Annotated in this window: 14 protein-coding genes; 3 read left to right on the top strand and 11 right to left on the bottom strand. The window is 73.1% G+C overall.

The window, feature by feature from the left end; genetic code table 11:
- Positions 1–150: 150 nt before the first annotated feature.
- The 11 genes from AB0F11_RS31085 to AB0F11_RS31135 all read right to left on the bottom strand — a co-directional run bounded on the left by AB0F11_RS31085 (position 151) and on the right by AB0F11_RS31135 (position 12,095).
- Positions 151–1,302 (bottom strand): polyprenyl synthetase family protein, encoded by a 1,152-nt coding sequence (locus AB0F11_RS31085; RefSeq protein WP_362180837.1) that lies wholly within the window; start codon positions 1,300–1,302, stop codon positions 151–153.
- Positions 1,299–2,687 (bottom strand): hydroxysqualene dehydroxylase HpnE, encoded by a 1,389-nt coding sequence (gene hpnE / locus AB0F11_RS31090; RefSeq protein ID WP_362180840.1) that lies wholly within the window; start codon positions 2,685–2,687, stop codon positions 1,299–1,301. Before hpnE ends, AB0F11_RS31085 begins: the two co-directional genes overlap by 4 nt.
- Before the next feature lie 286 nt (positions 2,688–2,973).
- On the bottom strand, positions 2,974–3,933 hold the full coding sequence (gene hpnD, locus AB0F11_RS31095; RefSeq protein ID WP_362180843.1) for a presqualene diphosphate synthase HpnD: 960 nt from the start codon (positions 3,931–3,933) through the stop codon (positions 2,974–2,976).
- Positions 3,930–4,862 carry a squalene synthase HpnC gene (hpnC, locus tag AB0F11_RS31100; RefSeq protein WP_362180915.1) on the bottom strand — a complete coding sequence of 311 codons (933 nt, stop codon included), beginning with the start codon at positions 4,860–4,862 and terminating at the stop codon, positions 3,930–3,932. The genes hpnD and hpnC overlap by 4 nt, the downstream gene beginning before the upstream one ends.
- 355 nt (positions 4,863–5,217) lie before the next feature.
- Positions 5,218–6,000, bottom strand: a complete 783-nt coding sequence (locus AB0F11_RS31105) for an ABC transporter ATP-binding protein (protein ID WP_361910573.1) — start codon at positions 5,998–6,000, stop codon at positions 5,218–5,220.
- Positions 5,993–6,928: an ABC transporter permease gene (locus AB0F11_RS31110; protein ID WP_362180846.1), complete on the bottom strand. Its 936-nt coding sequence runs from the start codon at positions 6,926–6,928 to the stop codon at positions 5,993–5,995. The genes AB0F11_RS31105 and AB0F11_RS31110 overlap by 8 nt, the downstream gene beginning before the upstream one ends.
- Before the next feature lie 102 nt (positions 6,929–7,030).
- On the bottom strand, positions 7,031–7,924 hold the full coding sequence (locus tag AB0F11_RS31115; protein WP_362180849.1) for a glycosyltransferase: 894 nt from the start codon (positions 7,922–7,924) through the stop codon (positions 7,031–7,033).
- Positions 7,921–8,700 carry a CDP-alcohol phosphatidyltransferase family protein gene (locus AB0F11_RS31120; RefSeq protein ID WP_362180852.1) on the bottom strand — a complete coding sequence of 260 codons (780 nt, stop codon included), beginning with the start codon at positions 8,698–8,700 and terminating at the stop codon, positions 7,921–7,923. The genes AB0F11_RS31115 and AB0F11_RS31120 overlap by 4 nt, the downstream gene beginning before the upstream one ends.
- Positions 8,678–9,739: an iron-containing alcohol dehydrogenase family protein gene (locus AB0F11_RS31125; RefSeq protein WP_362180854.1), complete on the bottom strand. Its 1,062-nt coding sequence runs from the start codon at positions 9,737–9,739 to the stop codon at positions 8,678–8,680. Before AB0F11_RS31125 ends, AB0F11_RS31120 begins: the two co-directional genes overlap by 23 nt.
- On the bottom strand, positions 9,727–10,479 hold the full coding sequence (locus tag AB0F11_RS31130) for a phosphocholine cytidylyltransferase family protein (protein WP_362180857.1): 753 nt from the start codon (positions 10,477–10,479) through the stop codon (positions 9,727–9,729). Before AB0F11_RS31130 ends, AB0F11_RS31125 begins: the two co-directional genes overlap by 13 nt.
- A complete protein-coding gene (locus tag AB0F11_RS31135) occupies positions 10,476–12,095 on the bottom strand; it encodes a DUF5941 domain-containing protein (protein ID WP_362180860.1) in 1,620 nt (539 codons plus the stop codon). Before AB0F11_RS31135 ends, AB0F11_RS31130 begins: the two co-directional genes overlap by 4 nt.
- On the opposite strand from AB0F11_RS31135, the gene AB0F11_RS31140 reads away from it, so the two are divergent.
- The 3 genes from AB0F11_RS31140 to idi all read left to right on the top strand — a co-directional run bounded on the left by AB0F11_RS31140 (position 12,072) and on the right by idi (position 14,798).
- Positions 12,072–12,209: a hypothetical protein gene (locus tag AB0F11_RS31140; protein ID WP_362180863.1), complete on the top strand. Its 138-nt coding sequence runs from the start codon at positions 12,072–12,074 to the stop codon at positions 12,207–12,209. The two genes, AB0F11_RS31135 and AB0F11_RS31140, sit on opposite strands and share 24 nt — an antisense overlap.
- Before the next feature lie 627 nt (positions 12,210–12,836).
- Complete coding sequence (locus tag AB0F11_RS31145; RefSeq protein ID WP_362180918.1) at positions 12,837–14,069, top strand: bifunctional class I SAM-dependent methyltransferase/N-acetyltransferase; 1,233 nt, start codon at positions 12,837–12,839, stop codon at positions 14,067–14,069.
- 129 nt (positions 14,070–14,198) lie between these two features.
- A complete protein-coding gene (gene idi / locus AB0F11_RS31150; protein ID WP_362180866.1) occupies positions 14,199–14,798 on the top strand; it encodes an isopentenyl-diphosphate Delta-isomerase in 600 nt (199 codons plus the stop codon).
- Positions 14,799–14,804 lie beyond the last annotated feature (6 nt).

Here is a 14,804-nt window from a genome sequence, read left to right on the forward strand (position 1 = left end):
GGCGCGGGGGGGGGTCGCTTTCTGGGCCCCCCTCTCGGTCGCTGGGGCGCTGGGCGGTGGGGGGTTGCGCCCGGGCCCGGCGCCGCTTAGCCTGCGGCGCCGGCCGGCGACTCGCGCGTCATATCCGTACCCGGGTGACGAAGGTGGCGATCACTTCTTGCGTACGACGACGAAGTCGGCCAGGGCGACGAGCTGTTGGCGCACCTTGTGCGGCATGTCGACGTCGTCGAGGGCGGCGATGGCGATGGCGTGCTGGCGGCGCGCCTCCTCGGCGGTCCACGCGCGGCCGCCGGCCGCCTCGATCAGCGCGGCGCGGGCCGCGAACTCCTCCTCCGAGAAGTTCTCGAAGTCGTTGCTCTTGGCGTCGGCGGCGAGCAGCTCGCCGAGTTCCTCGGCGGCGGGTCCGCCCGCGGCGAGCGCGGCGACGACCGGCAGGGACTTCTTGCGCTGGCGCAGGTCGCTCCAGGTCTGCTTGCCGGTGGACTCCGGGTCGCCCCAGATGCCGAGCAGGTCGTCGACGGCCTGGAAGGCGAGGCCCAGGTGGTAGCCGTACTCCTCCAGCTTGTCGGCGGTGCGGTCGTCCGCGCCGCCGAGGACGGCTCCGATGGAGATCGCGCAGGCGAGCAGGGCGCCGGTCTTGTTGCCCTCCATCTCCAGGCACTCCTCGACGCTGACGCTCTCGCGGTGCTCGTAGGAGATGTCCTGGGCCTGGCCGTCGATCAGCTTGCGGGTGGCGGTGGTCAGGCGGCGGGTGGCGCGGCCGGCCTCGACGGTGCCGAGTTCCAGGAGCAGTTCGTTGGCCAGGGCGAACAGCGCGTCGCCGACCAGGATGGCCTGCGCCGGGCCGTGGACCTTCCACACCGTGTCGCGGTGGCGGCGCTGCTCGTCGCCGTCCATCAGGTCGTCGTGGAGCAGGGAGAAGTTGTGGACGAGCTCGACGGCGACCGCGCCGGGGATGCCGACCTCGGCCGGGGCGCCCGCGGCCTCCGCGGACAGCAGCGCGAGAGCGGGGCGGACGGCCTTGCCGCTGTCGGCGTCCGTCGGGTTGCCCTGGGCGTCGATCCAGCCGAAGTGATAGGCGGCGACGGTGTCCATGGGCGCCGCGAGGCGGGCCACCGCCTCGCGGAGCACGGGAGTCGACAGCGTGCGGCCGCGCTCCAGGAGGGCGAGCGTGTCCGCCGTCCCCGTCCCCGCCGCTCCCTTACCGGCATCCGTGTTCTCGACAGCCGGATTCCCCGGGTTCACTGGCTCTCCTCTGTTTCCTGTACGTGCTGCTGCGCCGGTCGTGCTGATGATCGTCATGCCGCCTCCTGCAGGGGGTGGGCGCGGTGGCGGCCGATCGCGGCGAGCGCGGCGTGTGCTGCGCTCAGTCCGCTCCGGACGGCACTCTCCATGGTCGCGGGCCAACCGGTGGCGGTCCACGCACCGGCGAGATAGAGGCCCGGCGTGTCGGTCCGCGCCCCGGGGCGCAGCCGGCCGACGCCGGGGGTGGGGGCGAACGTGGCGGTCCGCTCCCGGGTGACGAAGAAGTCCCGGACCTTCGCGCCGCGCGCGGCGGGCAGCAGCCGCCCGAGTTCGGGCAGGTACTTCTCGCGCAGGACGGACACCGGCTCGTCGATGTCGTCGTGGGCGACCGACTGGGACAGCGCCAGGTACTGGCCGCCGTCGGTCAGGCCGGAGGAGTCCGTACGGTCGAACACCCACTGGACGGGGGTGCCGAGCGCCGCGAAGAAGGGCTGCCGGAGCACCTTGCGGTCGTAGACGACGTGGACGTTGAGGATCGGCGCTGTGCCGATGTCGAGGAGCTTGTCCGGGTCGGCGAGGGCGCCGGGCGGGAGCAGTCCGTGGGCCTCGCGCTGCGGGACGGCGAGGACGACGGCGTCGGCGTCGAGGCGTTCGCCCTCGGTGGCGACCTGCCAGGCGGCGCCGTCCTCGGTCCGGGTGACCGAGGTGACCCGGGTGCGCAGCTCGGTACGGACGCCGGCGGCGTCGAGCGCCTTGCGGGCGAGGGTGTCGTGGAGCTCGCCGAGCGGTACGCGGGCCCAGCCGATGTCGGCGGCGCCGTTCTCGGAGAGCAGGCCGGTCTTGAAGACCATGGCGGCCAGGCCCAGCGAGGACTGCTCGGCGGTGGCGTTGAGGGTGGCGATGCCGACGAGGTCCCACAGGGCCTCGATGGCGCGCGGGCTCTGGCCGTAGCGGCCGAGCCAGGTCGCGAAGTCCAGGCCGTCGAGGGCCGGGTCGGCCGGGTCGAGGCGGCGCAGGGCGAGGGCGGCGCGACCGACGCCGGCGCGCTCGGCGGGCGTCAGGTGCGGGTAGCGGACGAGGGAGCCGGCCAGGTGCAGGGGGACCGGCAGGGCGCTGCGGCGCAGCCGGCCGAGGCGCGGGCCGCGGGGGTGGGCGACGTCGAGGACGGGTACGTCGAGGCGGTCCTGCAGCGGGGCGAGGGCGGCGCCGTCGATGCGGTCCAGGAACCACCGGTACGCGGTGCAGCACCGCAGGTAGACGTGCTGGCCGTTGTCGACGGTGAGTTCGCCGCGCTTGAAGGAGAACGCGAGCCCGCCGAGGCGCGGCCGGCCTTCGAGCAGGGTGACCCGCATCCCGGCGTCGGCGAGTTCGAGGGCCGCCGTCACCCCGGCGAGTCCGCCGCCGACGACGACGGCGCGCCGCTCGCCACCACTGCCGCTCATGCGCCCTCCCCGCAGGCCCGCACGCGACCGGGCTCCCCGGCCACAGACGCCGCCCCGGGGCCCGGGGTTGCCCGTCGGGCGCGGACCGCCGCGGGTGCAGCGGTACGTCGGCCTGCCGCACGCGGCGCGGCGGACCCGGGGCCGAAGGCGCGGCCCTCCTCCCGCACGGCAGCCCGGCGGGGCGCCGGGCCCGCGGTCCGGCCGGCTCGGGCGCGCTCCGGCGCAGCGGCCGCCGGGCGGAGGGCGCCGGACCGCGCAGCGGCCGGCGCGGTGGGGGTGAGGGGCATCAGGGCCGCCTTCGGGTGGTGTGGCGGGAGACGGTGCGGGCGTCGAGGCCGGACAGGCCGCGCACGGCGACGTAGGCCTTCTCGTGGGTGGGCAGCGAGACGCGGCCGCGGAGCACGGCCTCCGGTTCGCGCTCGATGCGGTCCAGCAGGCGCCGGTAGATGCCCGCCATGGCCGCGACGCAGGCGCCGCTGCGCCGGTCGAGCATCGGCAGCAGCCGGTAGCCCTCGGCGAACAGGGCGCGGGCGCGGCGGACTTCGTGGTGGACGAGCCCGGCGAAGTCGGCGCCGGCGGGCATCCGTCCGTCGGACGGGAAGCCTTCGGCGCAGCCGAACTTCGCCAGGTCCTCGGCGGGCAGGTAGGTGCGGCCGTTGCCGGCGTCCTCGCGGACGTCGCGCAGGATGTTGGTGAGCTGCAGGGCGAGGCCGAGGGTGTCGGCGTACTCGCCCGCCCGCTCGGCGTCGGCCGCGCCGGGGGTGGTGCCGAAGACGCCGAGGGAGAGCCGGCCGATGGCTCCGGCCACGCAGCGGCAGTACGTCTTCAGCTCGTCCCAGGTCTCGTAGGTCTCGCCGCGGACATCCATCAGGACGCCGTCGATGAGCTCGTCGAGCCCGCCGAGCGGGATCGGGAAGCGGCGCGCGGCGTGCGCGAGGGCGACGGCGACGGGGTCGGTGTCGTCCTCCTCGATCTCCCCGGCCCGGATCCGGCCGAGCAGGGACCGGGTCTCCTCCAGGCGGGAGAGCTTGGCGTCGGGCGCGAGCGTGCCGTCGCCGATGTCGTCGACGCGCCGGGAGAAGGCGTACAGCGCGGACATGGCCTGCCGCTTGTCGGTGGGCAGCAGCCGGATGCCGTACGCGAAGTTGCGCGCCTGGGCCCCGGTGACGGCCTCGCAGTAGCTGTAGGCCGCCAGGACCGGCGCGGAAGCGGTCGTGTGCGCGGAACCCTCCACGGTCGGGCTCACCTCTTTCTCGGCGCGGTGCGCAGGACGGCGGCCACCTCGCGGAGCAGGCCGGTCTTGGTGGGCCCCGGCGCGCCGGGGAGGACGTCGAACCCGGCGGCGGAGACGGCCCGCAGGGCGGCGCGCCCGCCGCCGACGAAGCCCGCGAGCAGCAGCCGGAGCCGGCCGCTCACGCTGCCGACGAGCGGGAGCCCGTCGTCGAGCAGGTCCCGGGCGCGCCCGGCCTCGTACGCGACGAGGGAGCGGACGGAGGCTCCGGCGGTGGCGGCCTTGAGGTCGGCCTCGGTGACGTGGAAGCGGCGCATGTCCTCGGCGGGGAGGTAGATCCGGTCCCGGCCGAGGTCCTCGGCGACGTCCTGGACGTGTTCGACGATCTGCAGGGCGGTGCAGACGGCGTCGGAGCGGCGGATCCGCTCGGGGGTGGCGGTGCCGGTGAGGGCGAGCACGAGCCGGCCCACCGGGTTGGCGGAGAGCTCGCAGTAGGCGGCCAGCTCCCCGTAGGTGGCGTAGCGCGTGGTGCGCTGGTCCTGCCGGTTGGCCTCGATGAGCGCGAGGAACGGCTCGGGGGTCAGCCCGTGGTCGCGGACCACGGGCTGCAGGGCCAGCAGCAGGGGGTGGCGCGGCGGGCCGTCGGTGCCGCCGAAGACGCGCCGCAGGTCGGCCTCGAAGGCGTCGAGGAGCGCGAGCCGGTCGTCGGCGGCGGCGGGGTCGAGGCCGAGGAGTACGGCGTCGCGGCCGCCGGGGGCGAGGTCGCCGTCGCCGATGTCGTCGACGAGGCGGGCGTACCCGTAGACCGCCATGAGGCCCTCGCGCCAGGCGCGCGGGAGGAAGGAGGGGGCGACGGGGAAGTTCTCCGTCCGGGCCTTGCCGAGGGTGGCGCGCGTGTGGGCATCGGGGGCCGGGTGCGGCAGGGGACGGGCGCGGTGGGTCAGGGTCACCGGCCGCCGCCCGCGGTGACGGCCGTCATGCCTGGGGGCCGGAGAATTCCCGTAGCCATTGCCGTCACATCTCCCGTTCTACACTGCCGACCCAATACATCCTATTTCGGACACGCCGCCGGACTTTCCCCCGGGTGGCCCCAGGCCGTTCACCTGCGGGGAATCGTCCCCTCTTGCCGCGATTCAGGACCGCCCCAGCTTACGCTGTACAACGCCGCGGGAGCCGCGCGGGTATTCACTGCGCCACCGAATGTCGGCCGAATGCCGGGCGAATAAAACGCCCCCCGTGTCCGCGGGGCACGCGCAGGCCCCCGTCGCCCGGGGCGACGGGGGCCTGCGGAAGGTCAGCTCAGTGACCGGTCGCCTTCTCGTAGGCCGAGACGACTTCCTCGGTGGGCCCGTCCATCAGCAGCTCGCCCTTCTCCAGCCACAGGACGCGGCTGCAGGTGTCGCGGATGGACTTGTTGTTGTGGCTCACGAGGAACACGGTGCCGGCGTGCTGGCGCAGCTCGCGGATCCGCTCCTCGGAACGCACCTGGAACTTGCGGTCACCGGTGGCGAGCGCCTCGTCGATCATCAGGACGTCGTGGTCCTTCGCCGCCGCGATGGAGAAGCGCAGGCGCGCCGCCATGCCGGAGGAGTACGTGCGCATCGGCAGGGAGATGAAGTCGCCCTTCTCGTTGATGCCCGAGAAGTCGACGATGTCCTGGTAGCGCTCGTTGATCTGCTCGCGGCTCATGCCCATGGCGAGCCCGCCGAGGACGACGTTGCGCTCGCCGGTCAGGTCGTTCATCAGGGCCGCGTTGACGCCCAGCAGCGAGGGCTGGCCGTCGGTGTAGACCTTGCCCTCCTCGCAGGGCAGCAGACCGGCGATGGCCCGCAGCAGGGTGGACTTGCCGGAGCCGTTGGAGCCGATGAGGCCGATGGCCTCGCCGCGGTACGCCGTGAAGGAGACGCCGCGCACGGCGTGGACCCGGCGGACGCCCGGCGCATCGCCCTTGCCCCGGCGCATTATCTTGCTCAGCGCGGCGGTGGCGCTACCCTTGCCGGAGCTGCCGGTGTTGACGCGGTAGACGATGTGCACGCCGTCGGCGATGACGGTGGGGACCCGGCCCCGGTTGTTCTCAGCCACGGCCGTAACGCTCCTCAGCCTTCCAGAAGTACACGAATCCCCCGAAGCCGATCACGACGGCCCAGCCGACGGCGAAGGCCCAGACGTGCGGCGGCAGGTTGCTGCGGCCGTAGTCGTCGATCATGGCGTACCGGACCAGGTCCATGTAGATCGCCGCCGGGTTCCACTGCAGCACGTCCGTGACCCACGCGGGCACGTGCCGTTCCTCGAGCGCCCCGCTGATCGAGAACATGACGCCCGAGGCGTACATCCAGGTACGCGTCAAGAACGGCATCAGCTGCGCGAGGTCGGGGGTCTTCGAACCCATCCGCCCGAAGATCAGCGCGAGGCCGGTGTTGAAGACGAACTGCAGCGCCAGGGTCGGGATGACCAGCAGCCAGGACAGCTTCGGGTAGTTGCCGAACGCCACCGTGACGATCACCACGACGATCATCGAGTACAGCAGCTGCTGGAGCTGCTGCATCGAGAAGGAGATCGGCAGGGAGGCGCGCGGGAAGTGCAGGGCGCGGACCAGGCCGAGGTTGCCCGGGATGGCCCGGACACCGGCCATGAGCGAGCTCTGGGTGAAGGTGAAGACGAAGATGCCCGTCACCAGGAAGGGGATGTAGACCCCCTTCTCCATGCCCCGGCCCGCGTTCATGATCAGGCCGAAGATCAGGTAGTACACCAGCGCGTTGAGCAGCGGCGTGGCCACCTGCCAGATCTGGCCGAGCTTGGCCTCGCTGTACTGCGCGACGAGCTTGGCGCGGGAGAACGCCATGATGAAGTGGCGCCGGTCCCAGAGCTGCCGCACGTATCCGGCCAGGGTGGGCCGGGCACCACTGACGGACAGGCCGTACTTCCCGGCGAGCTCAGCGGGGGTGAGGCCCGCGTCTTCGGACGGCGGCTTGCTCGTGGCGAGGGCGCCATCCTGGGTTGTGTCACTCACAAGTTGAAACTTTCCGTCTTCAAGATGCGGCAGTAGGTGGCATCGGGCGTCGGGCGGGGGGCGCACGGCCCGTGATCGGCCATGTTCTCAGATGCCCACGGGTCAGATGACAGGCGGTCGGCCCAGCCGGGTCAGCCGCCAGACCGTGCGCCACTTCATCGGGCGCCGGGGGCCGCAAGGAGTGGTCCAACCCTCCTTGAAGCCACCGAACCAGGCCTTCAGCGCCGGTCCCGAGGGTCTGCGCAGGAGCGTCAGCAGCAGCCAGACGCCCACGTAGACCGGGACCAGCGGGGCGGGCAGGTTCCGGCGGGCGAGCCACACCCGGTTACGGGCCACCATACGGTGGTAGACGGCGTGCCGGGAGGGGGCGGTCGTCGGGTGCAGCAGCACCATGTCCGCCCGGTAGTCGATCAGCCACCCCGCGTCGAGGGCCCGCCAGGCGAGGTCGGTCTCCTCGTGCGCGTAGAAGAACTCGGTGGGAAGCGCCCCGACCTGCTCGAACACACTGGTGCGGACGGCGTTGGCGCCGCCGAGGAAGGTGGTCACGCGGGAGGAGCGCATGGGGTCCGAGGCGCGCAGCCGGGGCACGTGCCGGCGCTGGGTCTGCCCGGTCTCCGGGTCGGCGATCCGGAAGCTGATGATGCCGAGCTCCGGGTCCTCGGTGAAGGCCTGCCGGCACAGCTCGGCGGTGTCGGTGCGCTCCAGCAGGCCGTCGTCGTCGAGGAAGAGCAGGACGTCCACGTCGCTGCCGCCGGGGCCGAAGGCCTCGATGCCGACGTTGCGGCCGCCGGGGATGCCGAGGTTCTCGGGGAGGTCCACGGTGCGCACGCCGGGCGGGAGGTCCACGGCCTCGGAGACCTTGACGCCCTGGCCCACGACGACGGTCTCGACCGGGGCGCCGTCCTGGCGGGCCACCGAGTGCAGCAGGGCCTTCAGCTCGTCGGGGCGGTTGCCCATGGTGATGACGACCGCGCCGACGCGCAGCGGGGCCGTCACCGCAGCCTGCTCGAGGCGAGGACGGACACCAGATGCAGCACGGTCTGCAGCAGCGCGATGCCGGCGAGGACGGCGACGCCGAGCCGGGTGAAGAACAGGTCGCCGCGGATCTGGTCCGCGACCGCCAGCACGAGGATCAGCAGCGAGGCCTCGATGCCGAGGATCAGCCGGTGGAACTTCAGCGCGGCGGCGGCCCGGCGGGCGAGCGCCATGCCGGACGAGCGGGGCTCGGCGGCGGCTTCCTTGACCGGCGGGAGACCGCCCTGGTGGCGGGCGACGCCGACCAGGTCGGTCTCGGCCTTGATCAGGATGGCGCCGAGCGCGGCGAGGGTGCCGAGGAAGGCCCACAGCCAGTCGATCCGGCCGCCGCCCCACAGGTCGGCGGCGCGCAGGCCGAGGCCGGTGAGGACCGCCGCGTCGCACAGGTAGGCGCCGACGCGGTCCAGGTACACGCCGGACAGCGAGAACTGCTTCTTCCAGCGGGCCACCTCGCCGTCGACGCAGTCGAGCAGCAGGTAGAGCTGGACCGCCACCACGCCGAGGACGGCGCCCCAGATGCCCGGCACCAGCAGGGCCGGGGCGGCCAGGACACCGGCGAGGGTCATCACGTAGGTCAGCTGGTTCGGCGTGACCTTGGTGGTGACCAGGTAGCGGGTGATGCGCAGGGAGATCTCGCGCATGTACAGGCGGCCGCCCCAGTGCTCGCCACTGCGCCGGTCCTTGACGCCCGCCGGGTGGACGACGGGCCGGAGTTCAGCTACGGATGGTCTTGGCATAGTCGGCGTAAGCGTCCCTGATCTCGGCTGCGGACAGATTGAGGTGCTCCAGGACCGTGAAGCGTCCCGGGCGGGTCTGGGGGGCGTACTCGACGGCCGCGACGAACTCGTCCGTGCTGAAGCCGATTTCGGCGGGCAGCACCGGCAGGCCGTGGCGGCGCAGCACCTCGGTGAAGAGCCCGGCCTGCTCGTGGGCCCCGCGCAGGTGCATGGCGAAGGCGGCGCCGAGGCCGACCTGCTCGCCGTGGAGTGCGGAGCGCCCGGGGTAGAGCAGGTCGAAGGCGTGGCTGATCTCGTGGCAGGCGCCGGAGGCGGGGCGGGTGTCCCCGCTGATCGACATGGCGATGCCGGTGAGGACGAGGGACTCGGACAGCACGGTGAGGAACTCGTCGTCGCCGCAGCCCCCGGGGTGGCGCAGCACGGCCTCGCCGGCGGTACGGGCCATGGCGGCGGCCAGGCCGTCGACGGTCTCGCCGTTGATCTCGTGCGAGAGCTCCCAGTCGGCGATGGCGGAGATGTTCGACAGCGCGTCGCCGATGCCGGCGCGGACGAACCGGACCGGCGCCTCCTTGATCACGTCGAGGTCGATGACCATCGCGATCGGCGTGGGCACGCCGTAGGAGCCGCGCCCGTTGTCGTTGTCGAGGGTCGCGACGGGCGAGCAGATGCCGTCGTGGGAGAGGTTGGTGGCGACGGCCACCATGGGCAGGCCGACCCGCGCCGCGGCGTACTTCGCCACGTCGATGATCTTGCCGCCGCCCAGGCCCACGACGGCGTCGTAGCGGCGGCCCTTTATGTCGTCGGCCAGCTTGACGGCGGAGTCGATGGTGCCGTCGACGACCGGGTACCAGTCGGCGTGCGGCAGGACGGGCTCCAGCCTGGCGCGCAGCACCTGGCCGGAGCCGCCGCTGATCGCGATCGCGAGCTTGCCGGACGCCGAGATCCGCTGGTCGGCCAGGAGGCCGGCCAGGTCGTCCATGGCGCCGCGGCTGATGTCGACGACGACCGGGGAGGGGATGAGCCTCGTCAGTACTGGCATGCGATCGTCCGGCCCTTGGCGAGGTCGTCGTGGTTGTCGATCTCGACCCACTTGACGTCGCCGATGGGGGCCACGTCGATCACGAAGCCGTCGTTGACGAGCTGCTGGTAGCCGTCCTCGTAGTACAGGTCCGGGTCCCGCTCGAACGTGGTCTTCAGGGCCTCGGCGAGGGCCTCGGCCGCCTCGGGCTCGATGAGGGTGACGCCGATGTACTCGCCGGTGGCGTCGGACGGCTCCATGAGCTTGGTGATCTTCTGCACGCCCTTGGCGCCGTCGACCACGACCTTCATCTCCTCGTCGGCCAGGTTCTTGACCGTGTCCAGGGCGAGGATGATCTTCTGGCCGTTGCCGCGGGCGGCGAGCAGGGTCTGCTCGACGGAGACCGGGTGGACGGTGTCGCCGTTGGCGAGGATCACACCCTGCTTGAGGACCTCACGGGCGCACCACAGGGAGTAGGCGTTGTTCCACTCCTCGGCCTTGTCGTTGTCGATCAGCGTGATCTTCAGCCCGTACTTGGCCTCCAGCGCGGCCTGGCGCGCATACACGGCCTCCTTGCGGTAGCCGACGACGATCGCGACCTCGGTGAGGCCGACCGCGGCGAAGTTGCCGAGGGTCAGGTCGAGGACCGTGAGGCTCTCCTCGTCACCTTCGGGGCCGACGGGCACGAGGGCCTTGGGCAGGGTGTCGGTGTAGGGACGCAGGCGGCGTCCGGCACCGGCAGCGAGGACAAGGCCGATCATGCTGGTTCTCCTTCGTCATGTACGGCGGGTGCCCCGGAGGAAACCCAGAAGCGGATGCTCTCCACGAGCACCACGAGTGCCACGAACACGGCGAGGGCCGTGAGCGCGACGGGGAACGCGTCCCGGGCGAGGACCGCGGCCAGGACCACGGTCAGCAGGACGCGGCCGTCATGGCCGCCGATCGTCCACACCAGCCACCGCGGGGGCGCGCCGGAACCACCGCGGATGCGGTAGACCGTGTCGTAGTGATGGTAGGCGACCGCCGCGACCAGTCCGAATGCGGCGGGAAGGGCTCCGGGGACGTCCGCCTGGGCGGCGAGCACCAGGACGGTGGTGTATTCGGCGAACCGGAGCAGCGGCGGGACGAGCCAGTCCAGGGCGCCCTTGAGCGGGCGGGCGACGGCCGCCCCGGTGGCTATGACGTAGAACACCGCGGCCCCGATCAGCGAGGCGGTGCCGAACGGCCTCACGGCGGCGTCCAGGGTGATCATGGCGGAGCCGATGAGGGCCATCGCCAGCGGGGCGACGGGCCGCCCCTTGGCCAGCCCCGTGCCGATCGATGCCAGCGGGCCCGAGTCGGCGAGGTCGGCCAGTGCCTGGGCGGCGCGGTCGGTCCGCTTCGCCTTGCGGGTCAGCGAGCGCAGCACGCGGCCGGCGGTGGTGTAGAGGGCGCCGAAGGCGCAGCCGATGAGCAGGGCGTAGAAGACGATTCGGGGGCTGGTGGTCGCGGTGAGCACCGCGATCATGGCCCAGCGCTCGCCGATCGGCAGGATGATCATCCGCCGGATCCAGACCGTCCAGCCGACGCTGTCGAGCCGGTCGGACAGGGCGGCCGTCGGGCTCGTGTTTGCGGTCGCGTCGTGGTTGGCCTCGTTGAAGGAGAAGTCCACGACGTGCCGGCAGGTCATCAGGATCATCGAGCCGAGCGCGAGGGCCCAGACGTCGTCGCCGCCACGGGCCGCGCCGAGCGCGAGGCCCGCGTAGAAGGAGTACTCCTTCGCCCGGTCGAAGGTGGCGTCCAGCCAGGCGCCCATCGTCGAGTACTGCAGGGAGTAGCGGGCGAGCTGCCCGTCGGTGCAGTCCAGGACGAAGGAGACCAGCAGCAGCACGCCGGCGGTGACGTAGCCCCAGCGCTCGCCGGTGGCGGCGCAGCCGGCCGCTATCAGGGCGGTGAGCAGGGAGGCGGTGGTGACCTGGTTCGGGGTCAGGCCGCGGCGCGCGCACCAGCGGGCGATGTAGCGCGAGTACGGGCTGATGAAGAAGGTGGTGAAGAACCCGTCGCGGGACTTCACGGCGGTCCGCAGGCGTACGGCCTCGTCGTCCACGGCGGCGACCGCGGCGACGGCCGCCTCGCGCTGCGCACCGGTGACGGGGACGGCGGCGACCAGGGTGCCCAGCTCGGGGCGCTGGACGGCGGTCCCGGCCTCCTCGACGGCGGCGGCCAGCCGGTCCGCGTAGGGGCCGCTGCCGTCGGGCGTGGCCGCGGCCGCCCGGTCCAGGGCCGCGCGGGCGCCCGGCTGGACAGCGAAGGCACCGGTCACGGCGCAGGCGTCGAAGCGCGGGTCGGTCAGCGCGAGCCGCAGGGCGTGGACGTGGCCGACGAAGGCGCTGTCCACGACGGCCACCCGCTGGTCGGCGGGTACGGAGGCCAGCGCGGCGGCGGTCTCGTCGGGGCCGGCGGCGGTGCGGACGTCGAAGCCGAGGGAGCGCAGCTCGTCGGTGAGCGGTGATCCGGGGACCGGCAGGCCGGTGAGGATGACGGTCGACAGACGAACTCACTCCTTGCAGCGGACGCGGGCGGGCGGCCGCACGGGGCGGCGGCACGTCGGCAGAGGCTATCGGATGAATGGAAGCGGGGGTTCACCACCCGTTTGCCCCCCGATAAGCCGAAAATCGAGCGGCGGCCGGCCGGGCGGCGGGCGGAACGGCGGCGATACGGCCCCGGTTCGGCGCGATCATCATCCGCGATCACGCCGAGGTCCGACAAACCCCCCGGTGCTAGGGTGGCCGAGGTCACGCCGGGCGCAGAGGCGCCGGGGTGCCGAGGGCGCAGAGGGCGCCGGGAAAGAGGAGGTGGGTCGATGACCGTCGCAGTGGTCGCTGCCGTGCGCAGCGAGCTCCGGTACGTCCCCGTCCTCCTCCGGGCTTCCGGCCGGGCCTGATCGCAGCGATCCGGTCCGCCGGCCGGGGCCCCTTCCCAAGGGATCGCCTTGACCGACCACTCCGGTTCCACTTCTTCTGCTTCTTCTGCTTCTTCCGCTTCTTCTGCTGCTGCTTCTCCCGCTGCTCCTTCTGCGTCCGCTCCTGCCTTCTCCCGCGCCGCCTTCGTCGACGCGTTCCTCACCCTCCACCGCGGTCTGCCCCGGCAGGCTCCCGGCTCCGACGCCACCACCCGGCACCTGCTGTCCCTGTGCGGGCCGCTGCCGGCACGGCCGCGCGCCCTGGACCTGGGCTGCGGTCCCGGCCGCAGTGCCCTGGTCCTCGCCGGCGAGGCGGGGGCCCAGGGGGCCGAGGTGACCGCCGTCGACCTGTACGACGGCTTCCTCGACGAGCTCCGCACGGCCGCGGCGGCCCGCGGGCTCGGCGACCGCGTCCGGCCCGTCCGGGCGGACATCGGCGCCCTGCCCTGCGCGGACGGCTCCTTCGACCTCGTGTGGGCGGAGGGCTCGGCGTACCTCATCGGCTTCGACCGGGCCCTGGCCGACTGGAAGCCGCTGCTCGCCCCGGGCGGCACGCTCGTTCTGACCGAGTGCGAGTGGACGGTCGACGAGCCGTCCGCCGGGGCCCGCGCCTTCTGGGACGCCGCGTACCCGCTGCGCTCCACGGCCCGCAACATCGCGGCCGCACAGGCGGCCGGCTACCGGGTCCTGGGCGTGCACCGGCTGCCGGACTCCGACTGGGTCGAGTACTACGGCCCGCTCGCCGCGCGGGTGGCCGAAGCCGGGGCCCCCGGTGGAACGGCCCCGGACCCCGCTGCCGCGGCCGCGCTGGCCGCCGTACGCGAGGAGCTCGCCGTACGGGAGCGGCACGGGCACGAGTACGGGTACACCGGCTACGTCCTGCAGCCGGCGTCCGCGGGGACCGGCGGTGCCTGGCGGGCACGGCCGGAGACCGCCGCCGACGCGGCGGCCGTGCGGGCCGTCAACCTGGCGGCGTTCGACACTCCGCTGGAGGCGGACCTCGTGGACGCACTGCGCACGGACGACGCCTGGCTGCCGGGCCTGTCGTACGTCGCCGAGGCGCCCGGCGGCCCCGTCGCGGCGCACGCGCTGCTCACCCGCTGCCACGTCGACGGGGCGTCGGCGCTCGCCCTCGCCCCGGTGGCCGCCGATCCGGCGGTCCAGCGCTCGGGCGCGGGCAGTGCGCTCGTACGGGCGCTGCTCGCGGCGGCCCGGGGGCGGGGGGAGTCCCTCGTGCTGGTCCTGGGGCATCCCGCGTACTACCCGCGCTTCGGGTTCGTGCCGGCCTCGCGCTTCGGGATCCGGGCGCCGTTCGAGGTTCCGGACGAGGCGATGACGGCGCTGGTGCTCGACGACTCCGTGCCGGTCCCGCGCGGCACGATCACGTACCCGGCCCCCTTCGGCGTCTGACGGGTGGGTGTGATCTGCCCCTCGCCGCTTACCACGCGTCGGGGGGCAGACATGCGCGGATCTCCGAAGTGGGGACAAGCCTCTCTTGTACGGCAGACTGAAGGCCGGAGTCCGATTCGAAGGATGGGTATGCCGACCACACCAGCCACCGCCGCGAACAGCGCGCCCCACGGCACCGGTACTCAAGAACCGATCATGCTCGAACTGGTCGACGAGTCCGGGAACACGATCGGCACGGCGGAGAAGCTCTCTGCCCATCAGGCGCCCGGCCTGCTGCACCGGGCTTTCTCCGTGTTCCTCTTCGACGAGCAGGGCCGCCTGCTGCTCCAGCAGCGGGCCCACGGGAAGTACCACTCCCCCGGTGTCTGGTCGAACACGTGCTGCGGCCACCCCTACCCCGGCGAGTCGCCCTTCGCGGCGGCGGCCCGGCGAACCCACGAGGAGCTCGGCCTGTCGCCGTCGCTGCTCGCGGAGGCGGGGACGGTGCGCTACAACCACCCGGACCCCGCATCGGGTCTGGTGGAGCAGGAGTACAACCACCTGTTCGTGGGACTCGCGCAGGCAGCGCTGCGGCCCGATCCGGAGGAAGTCGCGGACACCGCGTTCGTCACCGCCGACGAGCTCGCCAAGCGGCACGCAGAGGCGCCCTTCTCGGCGTGGTTCATGACCGTGCTGGACGCGGCCCGGCCCGCGATCCGCGAGCTGACGGGCGAAGCGGCGGGCTGGTAGGCCGGG

Origin of the sequence: Streptomyces sp. NPDC032472, assembly GCF_040636955.1 — a bacterium.
Lineage (GTDB): Bacteria > Actinomycetota > Actinomycetes > Streptomycetales > Streptomycetaceae > Streptomyces.

Bases quoted from the DNA above. Each gene is read 5' to 3' on its own strand.
- AB0F11_RS31085 (WP_362180837.1), bottom strand. From the start codon at position 1,302: ATGACGATCATCAGCACGACCGGCGCAGCAGCACGTACAGGAAACAGA.
- hpnE (WP_362180840.1), bottom strand. From the start codon at position 2,687: ATGAGCGGCAGTGGTGGCGAGCGGCGCGCCGTCGTCGTCGGCGGCGGA.
- AB0F11_RS31120 (WP_362180852.1), bottom strand. From the start codon at position 8,700: ATGCCAAGACCATCCGTAGCTGAACTCCGGCCCGTCGTCCACCCGGCG.
- AB0F11_RS31125 (WP_362180854.1), bottom strand. From the start codon at position 9,739: ATGCCAGTACTGACGAGGCTCATCCCCTCCCCGGTCGTCGTCGACATC.
- AB0F11_RS31130 (WP_362180857.1), bottom strand. From the start codon at position 10,479: ATGATCGGCCTTGTCCTCGCTGCCGGTGCCGGACGCCGCCTGCGTCCC.
- idi (WP_362180866.1), top strand. From the start codon at position 14,199: ATGCCGACCACACCAGCCACCGCCGCGAACAGCGCGCCCCACGGCACC.